At 67.1% G+C, this 13,967-nt stretch carries 15 protein-coding genes and 1 tRNA gene; 6 read left to right on the top strand and 10 right to left on the bottom strand.

Annotation, left to right across the window (positions count from 1 at the left end):
- Positions 1 to 2: 2 nt before the first annotated feature.
- Positions 3 to 920, top strand: coding sequence for a hypothetical protein (locus tag DJ010_RS17800; RefSeq protein WP_146207390.1), 918 nt, complete (start codon positions 3 to 5; stop codon positions 918 to 920).
- Positions 921 to 1,554: 634 nt separating this feature from the next.
- On the opposite strand, the gene DJ010_RS17790 is transcribed toward DJ010_RS17800, so the two are convergent.
- The 3 genes from DJ010_RS17790 to DJ010_RS17780 form a co-directional block, all read right to left on the bottom strand.
- Positions 1,555 to 2,118 carry a hypothetical protein gene (locus DJ010_RS17790; protein ID WP_146207389.1) on the bottom strand — a complete coding sequence of 188 codons (564 nt, stop codon included), beginning with the start codon at positions 2,116 to 2,118 and terminating at the stop codon, positions 1,555 to 1,557.
- Positions 2,119 to 2,216: 98 nt separating this feature from the next.
- Positions 2,217 to 3,128, bottom strand: coding sequence for a phosphotransferase (locus DJ010_RS17785; protein WP_109696257.1), 912 nt, complete (start codon positions 3,126 to 3,128; stop codon positions 2,217 to 2,219).
- A 105-nt stretch (positions 3,129 to 3,233) separates the two neighbouring features.
- On the bottom strand, positions 3,234 to 3,692 hold the full coding sequence (locus DJ010_RS17780; RefSeq protein WP_146207387.1) for a hypothetical protein: 459 nt from the start codon (positions 3,690 to 3,692) through the stop codon (positions 3,234 to 3,236).
- Between the two features lie 6 nt (positions 3,693 to 3,698).
- Between DJ010_RS17780 and DJ010_RS21855 the strand changes: the two genes are divergently transcribed.
- Positions 3,699 to 4,004: a hypothetical protein gene (locus DJ010_RS21855; protein WP_146207386.1), complete on the top strand. Its 306-nt coding sequence runs from the start codon at positions 3,699 to 3,701 to the stop codon at positions 4,002 to 4,004.
- Between the two features lie 53 nt (positions 4,005 to 4,057).
- Here the strand turns inward: DJ010_RS21855 and DJ010_RS17775 are convergent, their stop codons facing one another.
- A complete protein-coding gene (locus tag DJ010_RS17775) occupies positions 4,058 to 4,783 on the bottom strand; it encodes a Stf0 family sulfotransferase (protein ID WP_109696254.1) in 726 nt (241 codons plus the stop codon).
- Between the two features lie 432 nt (positions 4,784 to 5,215).
- Between DJ010_RS17775 and DJ010_RS17770 the strand changes: the two genes are divergently transcribed.
- Positions 5,216 to 5,632 (top strand): DUF6228 family protein, encoded by a 417-nt coding sequence (locus DJ010_RS17770; protein WP_211318863.1) that lies wholly within the window; start codon positions 5,216 to 5,218, stop codon positions 5,630 to 5,632.
- A gap of 292 nt (positions 5,633 to 5,924) precedes the next feature.
- Here the strand turns inward: DJ010_RS17770 and DJ010_RS17765 are convergent, their stop codons facing one another.
- Positions 5,925 to 7,139 carry a DUF5677 domain-containing protein gene (locus tag DJ010_RS17765; RefSeq protein WP_109696252.1) on the bottom strand — a complete coding sequence of 405 codons (1,215 nt, stop codon included), beginning with the start codon at positions 7,137 to 7,139 and terminating at the stop codon, positions 5,925 to 5,927.
- Positions 7,140 to 7,383: 244 nt separating this feature from the next.
- Positions 7,384 to 7,833: a hypothetical protein gene (locus DJ010_RS21850; protein ID WP_146207385.1), complete on the bottom strand. Its 450-nt coding sequence runs from the start codon at positions 7,831 to 7,833 to the stop codon at positions 7,384 to 7,386.
- Positions 7,834 to 8,695: 862 nt separating this feature from the next.
- On the opposite strand from DJ010_RS21850, the gene DJ010_RS17755 reads away from it, so the two are divergent.
- Positions 8,696 to 8,770 (top strand) — tRNA-Leu (locus tag DJ010_RS17755).
- Between the two features lie 15 nt (positions 8,771 to 8,785).
- Here the strand turns inward: DJ010_RS17755 and rdgB are convergent.
- Genes rdgB through DJ010_RS17735 form a run of 4 tightly spaced genes read right to left on the bottom strand, consistent with a single transcriptional unit; the run spans position 8,786 to position 11,989 of the window.
- Complete coding sequence (rdgB, locus tag DJ010_RS17750; protein ID WP_109696248.1) at positions 8,786 to 9,400, bottom strand: RdgB/HAM1 family non-canonical purine NTP pyrophosphatase; 615 nt, start codon at positions 9,398 to 9,400, stop codon at positions 8,786 to 8,788.
- 4 nt (positions 9,401 to 9,404) lie between these two features.
- Complete coding sequence (rph, locus tag DJ010_RS17745) at positions 9,405 to 10,124, bottom strand: ribonuclease PH (protein WP_109696246.1); 720 nt, start codon at positions 10,122 to 10,124, stop codon at positions 9,405 to 9,407.
- A gap of 54 nt (positions 10,125 to 10,178) precedes the next feature.
- Positions 10,179 to 11,021 (bottom strand): ABC transporter permease subunit, encoded by an 843-nt coding sequence (locus DJ010_RS17740; RefSeq protein WP_245927664.1) that lies wholly within the window; start codon positions 11,019 to 11,021, stop codon positions 10,179 to 10,181.
- Positions 11,018 to 11,989, bottom strand: coding sequence for an ABC transporter ATP-binding protein (locus DJ010_RS17735; protein ID WP_211318862.1), 972 nt, complete (start codon positions 11,987 to 11,989; stop codon positions 11,018 to 11,020). Before DJ010_RS17735 ends, DJ010_RS17740 begins: the two co-directional genes overlap by 4 nt.
- Positions 11,990 to 12,120: 131 nt before the next feature.
- On the opposite strand from DJ010_RS17735, the gene DJ010_RS17730 reads away from it, so the two are divergent.
- Together DJ010_RS17730 and DJ010_RS17725 are read left to right on the top strand one after the other, a co-directional pair.
- Entirely contained in the window at positions 12,121 to 13,281 is a 1,161-nt protein-coding gene (locus DJ010_RS17730; protein WP_109696607.1) for a sensor histidine kinase, read from the top strand.
- Positions 13,278 to 13,961, top strand: a complete 684-nt coding sequence (locus DJ010_RS17725; protein WP_281271147.1) for a response regulator — start codon at positions 13,278 to 13,280, stop codon at positions 13,959 to 13,961. Before DJ010_RS17730 ends, DJ010_RS17725 begins: the two co-directional genes overlap by 4 nt.
- The last annotated feature ends 6 nt before the right edge of the window (positions 13,962 to 13,967 follow it).

Below are 13,967 nucleotides of genomic sequence, written 5' to 3'. Positions count from 1 at the left end.
CCATGGCGACACCGCGCACAGAGCAGTTCAGAGTGACGTTCGATGACGGTTGGCTACTCGAGCGAATGCCGATCGGAATCGCCGCCGGTCAGATGTGGGTGACTTTCGTATTCTCCAACCCGAACCCGCCTGCCGGTGCGGACGACTCTTGGGACCTGTTCGAAGACCTGCAGAGCCGAATGCGCATGAAAGGTTTAGACGGAAAGCTCGGCGAGGGTAGGCGGGGTGGCGGCGGCAACTCACGGCGGTACTCGATGAACTTCGCACCCGAGTTGAACGGGACGACGGAGGTTGAGGTCACCTACACCAGCGGGAGCAAGACTGTTGCGAAGGAAACGATCTCGCTCGGTCTAGAGCCGGCACCGGCCGTCGTTCGGGAGATCAGCGAGCCTCCTAGGGATCCGAAGGTTCTGTATGACGACTTCATGCCGGTTCACTACGGCTTCATGTTCCTCAGCGCAGGAAGCGAGCCGAGTGACGACCTGAACGGAACGCGAGCCGGGCAGCGAAACGGGTTACAGGGCGCTCAGGCTCCCAATCAACTTTCGATGATGACTGGGCTCCACACCGGAGAAGTGCCGTTCAGGATCGAATGGCATCCCGACCAACCTGACGTTGACGGTTCCTGGCAGGACGTCGTGGAGGCGTCAGTCGAGTTCACCGAGGCGGGTGCTCTGCTCTCCAGTTTTGACGAGTTCGTTGGCATCGAGTTGCCCACGACCGGTTGGTATCGCGCACGCTACTGTGCAAGCGGGATGGACGAGGGCCGCGAACTAGACACGCCGGAGGAAGATGAGTCTGCGCCGGACCGCTACCTGCTGCAGCTGTGGCTAGCCCCTCAGACCCCTGACGAGGTAACGGTTCGTGGAAGTCAAAGCGCCGAGTATTGGCATGGAGTCGCCACAGGCAAGAACAGTTGAATGCAACGGCAAGGCCTCGGGTGTCTACCTGAGATACGGCTCATCTAGACGCAGTGGGCTACTCCGAGCGCGCCCCGGGCGGCAGTAGCCGGCGATTGCTAGCTCGCGAATCGCCGCTACGGACGCGGGCTCGCGCGACGCCAACTCCGCCCATGTACCCGCACAAGACCGCGAGCAGGATCGCGAACCAGAACGGCCCGTCCGGCCCCGTTCGAAGGAAGTAGATAGCGACTGCTGCCGCAACGCTGCTCACGACCGCCGCCCACGGGTCAACTCGTCTGAGTTGCCAGTGGAACAGTGAGCGGACGACGAGGACGACAACGTAGCTAACGCCAGCCACGACTGGCAGAACCCAGACAGGTCGGACGTCACGCTCGGTGGTGAACGCCAAGAGCACTACGAAGATCGTCCAGCACGTGAAGGAGAACCACAGCGAGATGACGATCTGAGTCGCCGGACTCCACGAGACTTCCCCGTCACTCCGCACGCGTCAAACGTCTCACGGTCCTGGTGCGGTGCGCGATCTCGGCAGCTGCGCGCACGACGGGCTGCCGTCCCGGGCGCGCTTCCGGAACCTTCCTGCCCGTCGCGGACGAGAACAACGATGGGTCTCGGACTCCCGTGTCCTGCTAGTTCACTCCGCGACCACGTAGCCCTGAACAGTGACGGTGTTGTCCGAGAGTTCGCTCTCCATCACGCCGTCGATCCGCACTTCGAGCCGGGGCGTCGGCTCGCAGGTCGCGCTGATCACTTCGATCTCACCAGTGGAGAGTTCGGTGTTCGAAGCGATCTCGCGTTCGTCACCTACCTCGGTGATGAAGGCACTGACGAACGTCTTCTCGTTGCCGTACTCCTCGATATGGGGAAGTTCGACCGTCATTCCGTCAACCGTGTCAGCCGCTTCGATCATCATCGCGGGCCCCTTCGGCCTGCTCGGATTGTCGGCGTCGCCGAAGCCGGCCAAGGCGTACACGATCTGCGCCGGCGGCTGCTCCTCCTCGCTCGGTCGGCATGTCACCGAGAAGTCCGTGAACTGAACGACCTCACCATCCGGACCGGTTGCGACCACGCGGGTCGGCGGACGCCCAGGCGCGTCGCCGGACTCATCGCTCTCGCCTTCGTCCGATGACTCGCTGCCGCAGGCGTTCAAGAGAGTCGTCGCGACGACCAGCGCCGCGAGACATCGACCGAGTCTCATGAACCGACCATAGGCGGCGGTACCGCACACCGCTCGGAGGAGGCTTTCACGCAAGCCGGGCGGCAATAGCGGATGGCGCGGCACCTACTAACACCTGGCTATGCGTCAGCGAGGACGGCGTGCACCATGGCAAGACGGGAAGCGCATCGGTTCGGCATCGAGGAGCCGTAATAGGGGAAGGTCATCAGAGCCAAGAAGAGAGCCCACCCGCGCGACGCACTCCACTGAGCGTCCTGGATTCCGAGTGCTCGGCGGAACGCCACAAGTCCCTCGGGATCGAGGAGATCCCACGCGATCACAAGATCCACCTCAGGGTTACCGAGTCCTAGACCGCCGAAGTCGAGTACTGCCGCCAGCCGTCCATGCTTGTCGAGCAGGACGTTCTCCGCCAGCAGATCGCCGTAATACCAGAGGGTCGTCGGCGAGATCTCAGACGCTGCTGCCGTTGCTGTCTCCCAACAATGCAGGACCTGTTCCAGGTCGAGGTTGAGGTTGAGGTCGCGGCATGCATCGACGATGCCGCGGAAGTCATCGTCGAAACTGGGGAGAGGCGCGCCTCGATACGTTGAGAGTTCAGCGGCGTCCTCGACCGAGTTGGAGGGCACCGCCACGTGGCGCAAGTCGAGGATGAACCGAGCTAGGTCCTGCGCCAGGGCGACCGCTTCTGCTCCCCGGAGCCGGGCGCGCGGGACGCTTCCATCAAGCCACGACGTCACTGCCCAGACTTCGCTGTAACCGTGGCCTGGTACACCCACACCTACAAGGTCTGGGACGTTCACTGTCAGCCGGGAAGCCAAGTACGGCAACCACGCGGCCTCTTTCACAATGGTGTCTCCGCCACCTGGTTGGCGAGGAAGGCGCACAGCCAGGGCCTCCCCGAGGCGGTACAGCGAGTTCGACGAGCCGGAGTCGCTTACCTGGCGGATCGGAAGCTCCGCCAGGTCGGGGAATAATTTCCACAGCAGACGCCTAACAAGATCCGCATCGACCGCGAGTTCGTCAGCATGCATTCGCGCCACAGCTACATCCTGAGTGCCTGAGTCGTCCGTGCCAAACGCGATTGCCACCCGCTACTCGGCAGCTGGGCACGCCGGGCGGCATTAGCGGACCTGGTGTCAGAAGAACTCGCCCACGAGGACGACTGCGACTGCGAGCACGCCCACGGCTCCATGCAGGAAGATCGCTCCGACTCCACCGCGTCGGATCGCGAAGGCCAATCCGCAAGCGACTGAGCCCGCCGCTACCAACGAAAGAACGATTGCGAGCCGACGCTCGTCGGCGCTCAGCGGGCAACCGCCCAGGCAGTCATCCGACGAGATGACCTGCGAGAGCCACGCCGACAGAGCGAGAGCAAGGAACGGAATGCAGGTCTCGACCACCAGCGCCCAGGCGCTGACGGGCTTCGCCTCCATCGTCACAGTCTCCCAGGTGTCCGCACCGTCCACCTGTGGCGCATCCACTGACGACAGGCGATCGCTATTCGGCAAGCGCTCGCGCCGAGCGGCAGTAGCGTGCTGCTCCGCGAGCACGCCGTGCGGCAGTAGCGGGCACTCGGCGCCGACGTGCGACACCATGGGAGAGTGCCTCCCTCGATCGACCTGAGTCTGCTGCCCGGCGAATGGTGGCTCGTTGAAGATCAGGAGCAGGCTGCTGAACTGGCACGCGAGGTCGAGCGGGAAGTGCCACCGGGACACGACCTACACGGTCTTCGGGTTGAGGCGGTAGCCGTCAAGCGCCACCTCAAGGACGTGATCTTCTGGCTGCCAGACAGCAGCCGATGGGCGTGGGTGCACCTGACCTACAAGGTGGAATCGGACCCGCGCTGGCCGGACACGGGCCTCGTTAGCGACTGGCCTGAGCTGGTGGAGGAACTGACCGCCGAGTGACCGCTGCTCGGCAACACCGCGCACGCCGGGCGGCAGTAGCGGGCACCCAGTCGTCAGCCCTCCTCCATCGCATCTCGCAATAGGGCTGACCATTTCGCATTCATTCGATCGGCCTGTCGCGCGGGGAGCCCTTCGACCTTCCAGATCAACGGCGCCGAGAGTCCGACAAGCGCGGCAATCTCGCGGAGAGCAACATCCGGTCGCTGCGTGAGGTCTTCGTAGTCGAGATGGTGCGGCTCGATCCCATTCTGGGCGAACCACGAGCGCCATGAAGCGTTGTGCTGCCGAATCGTCCGAACCAGTTGGACCATTCGGGTCACGTCGGGCTCGGCCGGGCCTTGCACGCTGTCACCTTCCTGCCAGTAGCCAGTTTGTTCGGCCCGAGTCCACGAGACGGCCTGACCGATCTCGTCGCTCCGACGAAGGTGAACGAAGCGCAAGGAGCCGAATGCCTCTTGCAGTGCAGCCAGGTCGGATTGGTGGATGGGCGCTTTGAGTCCGCGGCGAATCCGCCCAACCGAGCCCCACATGATCCGCGCACCGAAGACGCCGTTAGGGGTCGTGCCAGCGTCACGCACGGCGCGAACGAAGTCCCTGTAGTCCTCGACCCGAGGGCCAACGGTGCGCAGATTGAAGCGGAGCGCCCAACTCGCCTCGTCGGGCTCTCTGAAAAAGGACTCCGGGCGACCCAAGACCCCTGTGCTGGCGACCAACCTGCAAAGTAAGGTCGATCCCGTTCGTGGCGTGGCGCAGATGATGTACCCGCGCGGTGTGTCCATAGCACCGACCCTACGGCTACCGCTTGCTCGGGGCGCCCTCAGCAAGAGCCCACGCTCGGTGCGGCAGTAGCGTGCTGCTCCGCGAGCACGCCGTGCGGCATTAGCGTGCGTTCTCTGGATTTGCGCCGTGGGGTGCTTGGATCATCCGGTGAACGCGAACGTGGAGAGGCCGAACCAACGGTGGCCCCACGTCTTCATCGTGCTTCGGATCGATGACTACCTGGGCGACGCCGAGGTGTCGCACAAGGTCTCGGCAGTCGCAACTTTCCGTGAGCACGCAGCAGCGGAAGCAGAGGTCCATCGGCTGAATGCGCTGGCCGTGGACCGCGAGATCAGGTACGTAGTCCTGACGTCCCGGCTCAAGGGTCGAGAGGGCAGGCGAGCACGGAGGGGAGGCAGTAGCGGGCGGATTTGTTTGGCAGACTTACGCAAGTGGAAAGCGCGGCAAGGGTTCAGCTCGGCACGCCGTCGCGGGGTCTGCGACTGGTGTGGGCACCGATCGGATCATCGATTCCGGAGCATGTGAATGCCGTCCTCTCTCACGAGGGACTGACCGCTTCGCGCTCGGTGTATCACCTGAATGGCCTGCACGATCTCGTCCAGTTCTTCGAGCAGTTGGAACGCGACTGGCGCGGGTGGGAGGGGGCCCGGACCTGGAGGTCGCTCGAAGGACACTTGAGCATCGAAGCGCGCCACGAGAGCAGCCGTGTTCAGTTGAGGGCGACGCTGCGCCACCTGGATCCGAGCGGGGATCTAGAGGGTTGGACTGCGAGTGTCGACGTGAGCATCGACCCGGGAGAGCAGTTGAGCGCGGTCGTCCAGGAAGTGCGTGCCCTCACCGCTGGTTGAGCATGGCCCGCCCGACATTCGGCAAGTTCGCGCGCTCAGAGCGGCATTTGGCGGCGCTCAGCGCGACCTCTGAGAGACGGTGCTCGCGGACTCGGTGGCGTTCGTCAACGATCCCGGCATCTCCGCTGGGAAGCGCGAGGCGGTCGACCGGTTTGCGCGCATACGAGCTGGCCGACATGTTCGACTGTCTCAACCGGATCGTCCGTCGTCCGCCCGACAGCAGGCCCAGAGCGCCGCGCTTGCCGAGCGCTTGCGATCTGGGACTGAATGGGCCGCAAGGGCGCCGGCGGCCTCAGTCGGTGTCGGAGTCCTGCAGGAGTGGCACTTCGCCGAGCACTGGGTCGAACCGGAGGCCCCGCTTGGCCAGCTCAGCCTGCATGCTCTGCTCAGCTGCCCCGACGGCCTTCTCAGCGTCAACCAGCAGGTGGCAGATCCTGTCCAACAGACGCTGCAGAGACTGGCACATCTGATCGTCGTAGAACGACATCGGCAGAACCGACGTCGCCATCGCCACGTACGTGCGATAGAGGCTCAGGAGGGCGTGCTGTCCGGGGTCCGCCAACTTGTCATTGGTGGCGTTGGTGAGGACGACAACGCGGCCCCCACGTTCGATCCGGGCTAGGCGCATCGCCTTGGAGTCGCCGTGAACGACGTGGCTCGACCACTTGTAGAGCCCGCGATGGTGCCCGAGCGATGCCGCCGTCTCCATGCGTTCGAAGGTCGGCTCCCCGGCAAGGTCGGGCAGCCCCGACGCCCAGCCGAACTGTGACTTGTACGCCTTGCCGTACTTATCGATTAGCTCGTCGTGCCGAGCCTTCATCGCCTCTACTTCCTCATCAGTGAATGGCTCATACCCAAGCTTGCCGGCGTCGCGCTGATAGATGAGCGCGTCCTGATAGTTCGCGACGTGGTCGTGCAGCACGAAACGCTCCGCGAGGTCCGCGTGCTCGTCCTCCTTGCCGAACTCGGACAGCACCATCGCGCGCACCGAGATCTCGTGAAGCGATCGAGAGAGCGCGAGCGCACCCAGCGGAAACCCCGACCGTAGAAGCACGTGAACCTCACGAGCGATCCGGATTGACTGCCCATTCAGCTGCGCCAGGACCTGGGCGAGAACACGCTCCCTGTCGTCATCCCCCTCATCCCTGTTGCTCGCTGAGTTGCGGGTGATGAACCGCCCTCCCGCGTGCTCAATCGCCGCCACGAAGACTTCGTAGAGATCGAGAGCCTCTCCCCAGTGCGCGCGGAGTCGCTCCTCGAACCCGGCACGGTAGGACGCTGCATCAGACACGTACTCGCGTCCGGCGTCCACGATCCCGCTGATGTGCCTGTCTGCTGCCCGCTCCGCTGCCCGGTGCATCACGTCTAGTGCCTCGATCGTGGCTTCGGTCTGGTCGAGTCCCTTATCCACCAGCTTCTCGATCGCACGGAGGAACTGTTCGTTGTACCAATCGTTCGGGTCCGCACGCCCGGCGCCGCTGCGGCCCTGGCCTTCGGTCTCAGTCACGATCGCATTGCACCATGGGCGAACATTCACGACCGACCGCTTTCGGCCGCGTCTGGCCGCCTCCAACGCGTGCGCGCGAAACCCGGCCGAGCAGGTGGCGCTCTGGAATCCTTCGGCGCAACTGGAGCGTCTTCTGGTTCAACCGTTCGATGCTGCCTACTCGGCACTGGTCACAACTGCCCGTGCTCGGCTCGCACCCGACGGGCGGCAGTAGCGTGCTGCTCCGCGAGCACGCAGGGCGGCATTAGCGGACGTGTTCGTAAGATCGCTCGATCGTCGTCCCGCATGCAGCAGCCAAGTCGTTGACGACCCGGTCGCCGCGTCGGATCAACAGGTTCACCTGTGACCGGTCGTAGTCATCGATCGTGGCCTCTTCGAACGCATCGACCTCTGGTTCTAGGGCTTCAACCACGTCGGGTTGAGACCTCGCGACAACCCTTCTCGCTCCCGCGACCAAGGCGTCCCATGACTCTCCTACTGGCGCGTCGCCATGGCGCTTGAACAGATCCCAGATTCGTGAGCACGCGGCGTCCAGCGACAACAGATCTGATCGACCGGGCGGCGTTGCTTCGACACTCTCACTCGCACCGGATGAGACTGAACGGTCGGCGCGCGAGGCTCGGTCGGCATCGTCACCGCAAGCCGCGAGCGTGCTGCCGACGAGCAAGACAAGGCAGGCAGCGGCCAGACGCATGAGCGCACTCTAGGTCGGAGCAGACTGGCGCGCGCCCGATTCGGCATCAGCGCGCACGCCATGCGGCATTAGCGGGCACGCGCGCCCGTGTGAAGATGACGTAGTGAACGCGAGTGCTGGCCAGCCGACTGGTTGTTCTTGGTGCGGCGGGTCGCTGTCGCAGCGTTCAATCTTTGGGTCTCGGCGGTACGGCCTCGACAAGCACGACTCTTGGGCTTGCGACGCTTGCCTTCAGTCACGAGCCTTCGAGGGTTCTCCAGCGAACTCCACGTCAGACCCCGACCAGTGGTCCTTTCACGATCCGGTAGCGGAAACGAAGAAGGGATCCCCGAGCACCGTGCTGGCGTTCGCAGTCGCCATCCCAATCGGATGCGCGATCTGGGCAGCGTTACGGATCTCCGACCTTGGCTGGTTGGCGATCCTCGGCCTGACGATGCTCTTCGCGCTTGGCGGCGTGGTCGCCTTCCGGAGACCATTGCCGACAGTCCGGCGTTCGGAGGCCGAGGGGATCGGTATAACGCTGGCGGGGTTCGGTGCCGTTTCCCTCCTCAACCGCGTCGGCGAGTCGTACCCCCTGGTCGGAGGTGCCGTGATGTGCGGGTTCGCTCTACTTCTGGGGTGGTCGTCGTGCTCGCTGTTTCGTATCAGCCGCGCCATCCGGCCTGGCGGGGCGCTTGATCCAGCAACCTTCGTTACCGGCGCAGGGTCACGCCCGCCCTCTACTCGGCAATAGCGGGCGACTGCTCATCGGGGAAGTCCCCATCAAGCAGGTTCACCCCGGGTACCCCGATCCTGGGATCCGGCAGTAGTGGTCTCGGCCGCCTCGATAGCGAGACAGCCGTCCGCCTAGACTCCGACGCGCGCGCCCGTAGCCCAATTGGCAGGAGGCATGCGGTTTAGGTCCGTACCAGTGTGAGTTCGAGTCTCACCGGGCGCACGCGTAGGAGCGATCTCAGCGCAGCAGGTCGGCCACGAGCGGCGCGATCTCGCGCAGCGCCTTGCCGCGGTGGGAGATGGCGTCCTTGTCGGCGGGCGTGAGCTCGGCAGTGGTGACGCCGGGGGCGTCGTCGGCCTCGAAGAGCACGTCGTAGCCGAAGCCGCCGGCGCCGCGCACCTCGCGGATGATCCGGCCGTCCATCCGGCCCTCGACGACCTGCTCGGTGCCGTCGGGGAGGACGACGGCGACGGCGCAAGTGAAGTACGCCGTGCGCCGCTCGTCGGGCACGTCCGCAAGCTGGGCGAGCAGCAGCTCGTTGTTGCGGTGGTCGGACTTGGGAGGCCCGCTCCACCTGGCGGACAGCACGCCGGGCATTCCGTTGAGCGCGTCGACGCAGAGGCCCGAGTCGTCGGCCAGCGTCGGGAGGCCGGTGGCGGCGACGCCGGCTCTGGCCTTGAGGAGCGCGTTGCCGACGAAGGTGGGCTGGTCCTCGACGGGCTCGTCGTACGGCGTCACGTCGTCGAGCCCGAGGACCGCGATCTCGACGAGGTGCTCGCGCAGGATCCGCTGCATCTCCTCGAGCTTCTTGGCGTTGCGGGAGGCGACGAGGATCTCGACAGGGTCGGCCACCGGGCTACTCCGCGAGTGCTTCCTGCTGCATCCGGGTCAGGTCGGCGCAGCCCTTCTCGGCCAGGCCGAGCAGCGCGTCGAGCTCCGCGCGCGAGAAGGCCGCGCCCTCGGCGGTGCCCTGCACCTCCACGAAGCTGCCGGCACCGGTCATCACGACGTTCATGTCGGTCTCGGCACGGACGTCCTCCACGTAGGGAAGGTCCAGACGCGGGATGCCATCGATGATGCCGACGCTGACGGCGGCGACCGAGCCGGTGAGAGCACCGGTGACACCGAGGTGGGCGCAGGCGTCGGCCAGCGCGACGTACGCGCCGGTGATCGCGGCGGTGCGGGTGCCGCCGTCGGCCTGGAGCACGTCGCAGTCGAGCTGGATGGTGTTCTCGCCGAGCGCCTTGTCGTCGATCACGGCACGCAGCGAGCGGCCGATCAGCCGGCTGATCTCGTGGGTGCGGCCGCCGATCCGGCCCTTGACCGACTCGCGGTCCGATCGGGTGTTGGTCGAGGCGGGGAGCATGGCGTACTCGGCGGTGACCCAGCCGAGCCCGCTGCCCTTGCGCCACCGCGGCACGCCCTCGGACGCCGACGCCGCACAGAGCACGCGCGTCCTGCCGAACTCGATCAGGACCGACCCGGCAGGGTGGTCGAGCCAGTTGCGGGTGATCTTGATCGGGCGCAGCTCGTCGTCGGCGCGGCCGTCCTCACGTGTCACCTGGGGTGAGTTCATGGTCAGCGAGCCTAGCCACCCGCCGGAGGACGGCCGGACGCGGCCGGTGCGGTGCTACTTCACCTCGGCGTGGACGATCCGCCACAGGCCGAGGCCGAGCGGCAGGGCGATCCACAGGCCGGCCGAGACGATCAGCTGGCCCCACTCCTCCGCGGTCTCCAGCGACCACGACCAGACCGGGTCGAGCGCCGCCTGGAAGTTGATCCACGGCGCAATCTCCTCGAAGCCGGAGATCAGGTCGGCGATGACGAACAGCACGATCGCGAGGGCGTACCAGTACAGGAAGAACACGACGATCGCCGCCGGGGTGTTGAGCAGCAGCGACGCCATCGAGAACCCGACGGTCATGGTGAGCGTCATCGTGATGATGAACGCCAACGGCAGCCACCACTCCATCTCCCAGTAGGTCAGGTCGGGCTGCAGCGCCTCGCAGACCAGCGTGCACACCAGACCGACGAGCAGCATGACGGCGACGGTCACGACCGATGCCACAGCGCCGACCACCAGCTTCGCGAGCACCACCCGCGACCGCCGCGGCTCGATGGCGAAGGTGACCATCGCGGTCCGCTGCCCCCACTCGCTGGTCACCAGGATGATGCCGAGCACGGGGAGCAGGATCGAGGCGATGCCACCGGCGGTGCCGGCGAAGTCCTCGAAGTAGACGTAGCTGTCGTTGACCAGCGTGCTGATCATGATCACGGCCTCGACGAGGCTGACCAGGATCGCGATCGTCGCGAGCAGCCAGAAGCCGGCGCGGGTGTCGTAGGACTTGCGCAGCTCGACCAGCACCAGCCGCCAGAACGGGATCGGCCGGGTGCCGGAGACGTCGAGCACCGGCCCGGGGCTCGGCGGGGCGGACGGTGCGGACATGGCGGGCGGCGGGGGCATCGTGGTCATGCGTGGCCTCCGGGGGTCGGGACGGGCGAGGGGGCGTGCGGGGGCGGCGGGGGTGGCGGCGGTACGGCGCCCGTCCCCTCGCGCGCCGAGGCGGACGTGAGCTCGAGGAACAGGTCCTCCAGGCCGGCGCCGCCGGCGCGCAGGTCGGTCAGCACGATCTCGGCCGCCAGGGCCGCGCGGCCGACCTCCTCGGGTGCGACGTTGACCTTGAGACCGTCACCCATCGCCTCGACCAGGTGGCCGCGCCGGGCGAGCTCGGCCTGCAGGGCTGCGTTGTCGAGCGACATCACCAGCGCGGTCGCCGAGCCCTGGGCCCTGGCCAGCAGCGACCGCTTGTCGCCCTGGGCGACGATCCGGCCGTTGCCGATGAGGATCATCTCGTCGGCGATCAGCTCGACCTCGTTGAGCAGGTGGCTGGACAGGAGGACGGTGCCGCCGCGGTCGGCGTACCCCTTCAGCAGGCCGCGCATCCACCGGATGCCGGCGGGGTCCAGCCCGTTGGCGGGCTCGTCGAGGATCAGGACCTCCGGGTCGCCGAGCAGTGCGTGGGCGATGCCGAGCCGCTGCTTCATGCCGAGCGAGTAGTTGCGCAGCCGGCGCTTCGCCTCGTCGTCGGTGAGGCCGACCAGGGCCAGCATCTCGTCGACGCGGGAGGACGGCAGGCCCATCGACAGGGCGCCGAGCGAGAGGATCTCGCGGCCGGTGCGGCCGCCGTGCTGGGCGGAGGCGTCGAGCAGGACGCCGACGTGGCGCCCGGCGTTGGGGATGCTGCCGTAGTCGAGGCCGCCGATGGTGACCCGGCCGCTGGTCGGCGGCGTGAGCCCGACCATCACCCTCATCGTGGTGGTCTTGCCGGCGCCGTTCGGGCCGAGGAAGCCGGTCACGCGGCCCTGTTGGCAGACGAAGCTGACGTCGTCGACGGCCCGGAACTGGCCGTAGGTCTTGGTGAGGTGATCGACCGTGATCATGGGCACCAGCCTGCCCGATCCCGCGACGTCGAACATGAGCCCCACGTCGAGAACTCGTGAAACTTTGGTAGGGGTGTCGACGAGACCACGGCCCGGTGTGGCGGCGGTGCGCGCTCGCTAGCGTGAGCGCCGTGGAGCGCGACGACCCGAGCCGGTACCAGCCCCGGCTGCGCTGGCCGGGCCACGCCTGGCGCTATGCGCTCGCGCTCACCATCGGCCTGGTCGCCTGGGTGCCGGTCATGGAGGCGCAGGCCACCGAACGTCCGCTGCTCTTCTGGGTGGACCTCCTGGTCGGGCTCCTCGCTTTCGTCCTCGTCGCCTTCCGGCGGCGCTGGCCGATGCCGGTCGCCGTCGTCGCGGTCCTTCTCACGCCGCTGAGCTCACTGGGCGCCGGCGCCATCACGCTCGCCACCGTGTCGCTGGCGACCCGTCGACGCTGGTGGCAGGTCATCACGATCGGGATCCTCAGCCTGGCGACGACCTGGGTCTACTACCAGGTGCAGCCGGTCAGCGACTCCGATCCCGTCTGGCTGATCAGCACCTTCACCGTCGCCGCCGTCTCGGGATCGCTCGCCTGGGGCATGTTCATCGGGTCCCGCCGCGAGCTGCTGTGGACCCTCCGCCAGCGCGCCGAGGAGGCCGAGGCCGAGCGCGACCTGCGCGCGACCCAGGCCCGCTCCAACGAGCGCGAGCGGATCGCGCGGGAGATGCACGACGTGCTCGCGCACCGGATCTCGCAGATCTCGATGCACGCGAACGCCCTGACGTTCCGCGAGGACCTCAGCGCCGACGAGATGCGCGACAGCGTGCGGGTGATCCAGGACAAGGCGCACGAAGCGCTGACCGACCTCCGCGGCGTCCTCGGCGTGCTGCGCGACGGCACCGGCGCGCCGATGACCGGCCCGCAGCCGACGTACGCCGACGTGGCGGGCCTGGTCGCCGAGGTCAGCGCGGCCGGTGGCCAGGTGACCTACGACGCCGCCCTCCCCGACGACGCCGCGGTGCCGGACGCGGTCGGCCGCACGATCTTCCGGATCGTGCAGGAGGGGACGACCAACGCGCGCAAGCACGCCCCCGCGGCCGCGATCCGGATCGCGGTCTCCGGCTCACCCGCTGAGGGCATCGACGTCGAGATCCGCAACGGGCTGCGCTTCGGCCCGACCAGCACGCCGGGCGCCGGGCTCGGGCTCGTGGGGCTCACCGAGCGTGCCGAGCTCGCTGGTGGGTGGCTGACGCACGGCACCGAGAACGGCGCCTTCGTCCTGCGGGCCTGGCTACCGTGGGCGACGTGAGCGAAGTGGGCGCAGTGAGCGGCGACGCCGCGACGAGCGTCGTCATCGTCGACGACGACCCGCTCGTCCGCTCCGCGCTCACCCTGATGCTCGGTGGGCAGCCCGACCTCCGCGTGGTCGGTGAGGCCGCTGACGGCCGCGCCGGGCTCGCGGTGGCCCGCGAGCTGCGGCCCGACGTGGTGCTCATGGACATCCGGATGCCCCACCTCGACGGCGTGACGGCGACCCAGGAGCTGCACCGCGACCCCGACCCGCCACGGGTCATCGTGCTCACGACCTTCGACGCCGACGACCACGTGGTCGCTGCCCTCGGTGCGGGCGCCGAGGGCTTCCTGCTCAAGGACACTCCCCCGGCCGAGATCGTCGCCGCGATCCGGGCCGTCGCCGCCGGCGACCCGATGCTCTCGCCGTCGGTGACCCGCACCCTCATCGACCGGGTCCGCGCCGGCGGCGTCGACGACCGCGCCGCCGTCGCCCGCGAGCGCCTCGACCGGCTCACCGACCGCGAGCGCGACGTCGCCCTTTGCGTCGGTCGCGGCCTCAGCAACGCCGAGATCGCCTCCGAGCTCTACCTGTCCGTTCCGACCGTGAAGGCGCACGTCTCCCGGCTCTTCGAGAAGCTCGAGGTCACCAACCGCGTCCAGATCGCGATCTGCACCCACGACGCGGGGCTGGTCTGAGCCGGC

The sequence above is a fragment of the Nocardioides silvaticus genome, assembly GCF_003160695.1.
Classification (GTDB): Bacteria; Actinomycetota; Actinomycetes; order Propionibacteriales; family Nocardioidaceae; genus Nocardioides; species Nocardioides silvaticus.
The sequence above is the reverse complement of the archived record's forward strand: the minus strand, read 5'-3'. Positions and strand labels throughout refer to the sequence as shown.

Bases quoted from the DNA above. Each gene is read 5' to 3' on its own strand.
- DJ010_RS17780 (WP_146207387.1), bottom strand. From the start codon at position 3,692: ATGGTGTCGCACGTCGGCGCCGAGTGCCCGCTACTGCCGCACGGCGTG.
- DJ010_RS17790 (WP_146207389.1), bottom strand. From the start codon at position 2,118: ATGAGACTCGGTCGATGTCTCGCGGCGCTGGTCGTCGCGACGACTCTC.
- DJ010_RS17800 (WP_146207390.1), top strand. From the start codon at position 3: ATGGCGACACCGCGCACAGAGCAGTTCAGAGTGACGTTCGATGACGGT.
- DJ010_RS21850 (WP_146207385.1), bottom strand. From the start codon at position 7,833: ATGCGTCTGGCCGCTGCCTGCCTTGTCTTGCTCGTCGGCAGCACGCTC.
- DJ010_RS17735 (WP_211318862.1), bottom strand. From the start codon at position 11,989: ATGATCACGGTCGATCACCTCACCAAGACCTACGGCCAGTTCCGGGCC.
- DJ010_RS17740 (WP_245927664.1), bottom strand. From the start codon at position 11,021: ATGACCACGATGCCCCCGCCGCCCGCCATGTCCGCACCGTCCGCCCCG.
- DJ010_RS17785 (WP_109696257.1), bottom strand. From the start codon at position 3,128: ATGCATGCTGACGAACTCGCGGTCGATGCGGATCTTGTTAGGCGTCTG.
- DJ010_RS17775 (WP_109696254.1), bottom strand. From the start codon at position 4,783: ATGGACACACCGCGCGGGTACATCATCTGCGCCACGCCACGAACGGGA.
- rph (WP_109696246.1), bottom strand. From the start codon at position 10,124: ATGAACTCACCCCAGGTGACACGTGAGGACGGCCGCGCCGACGACGAG.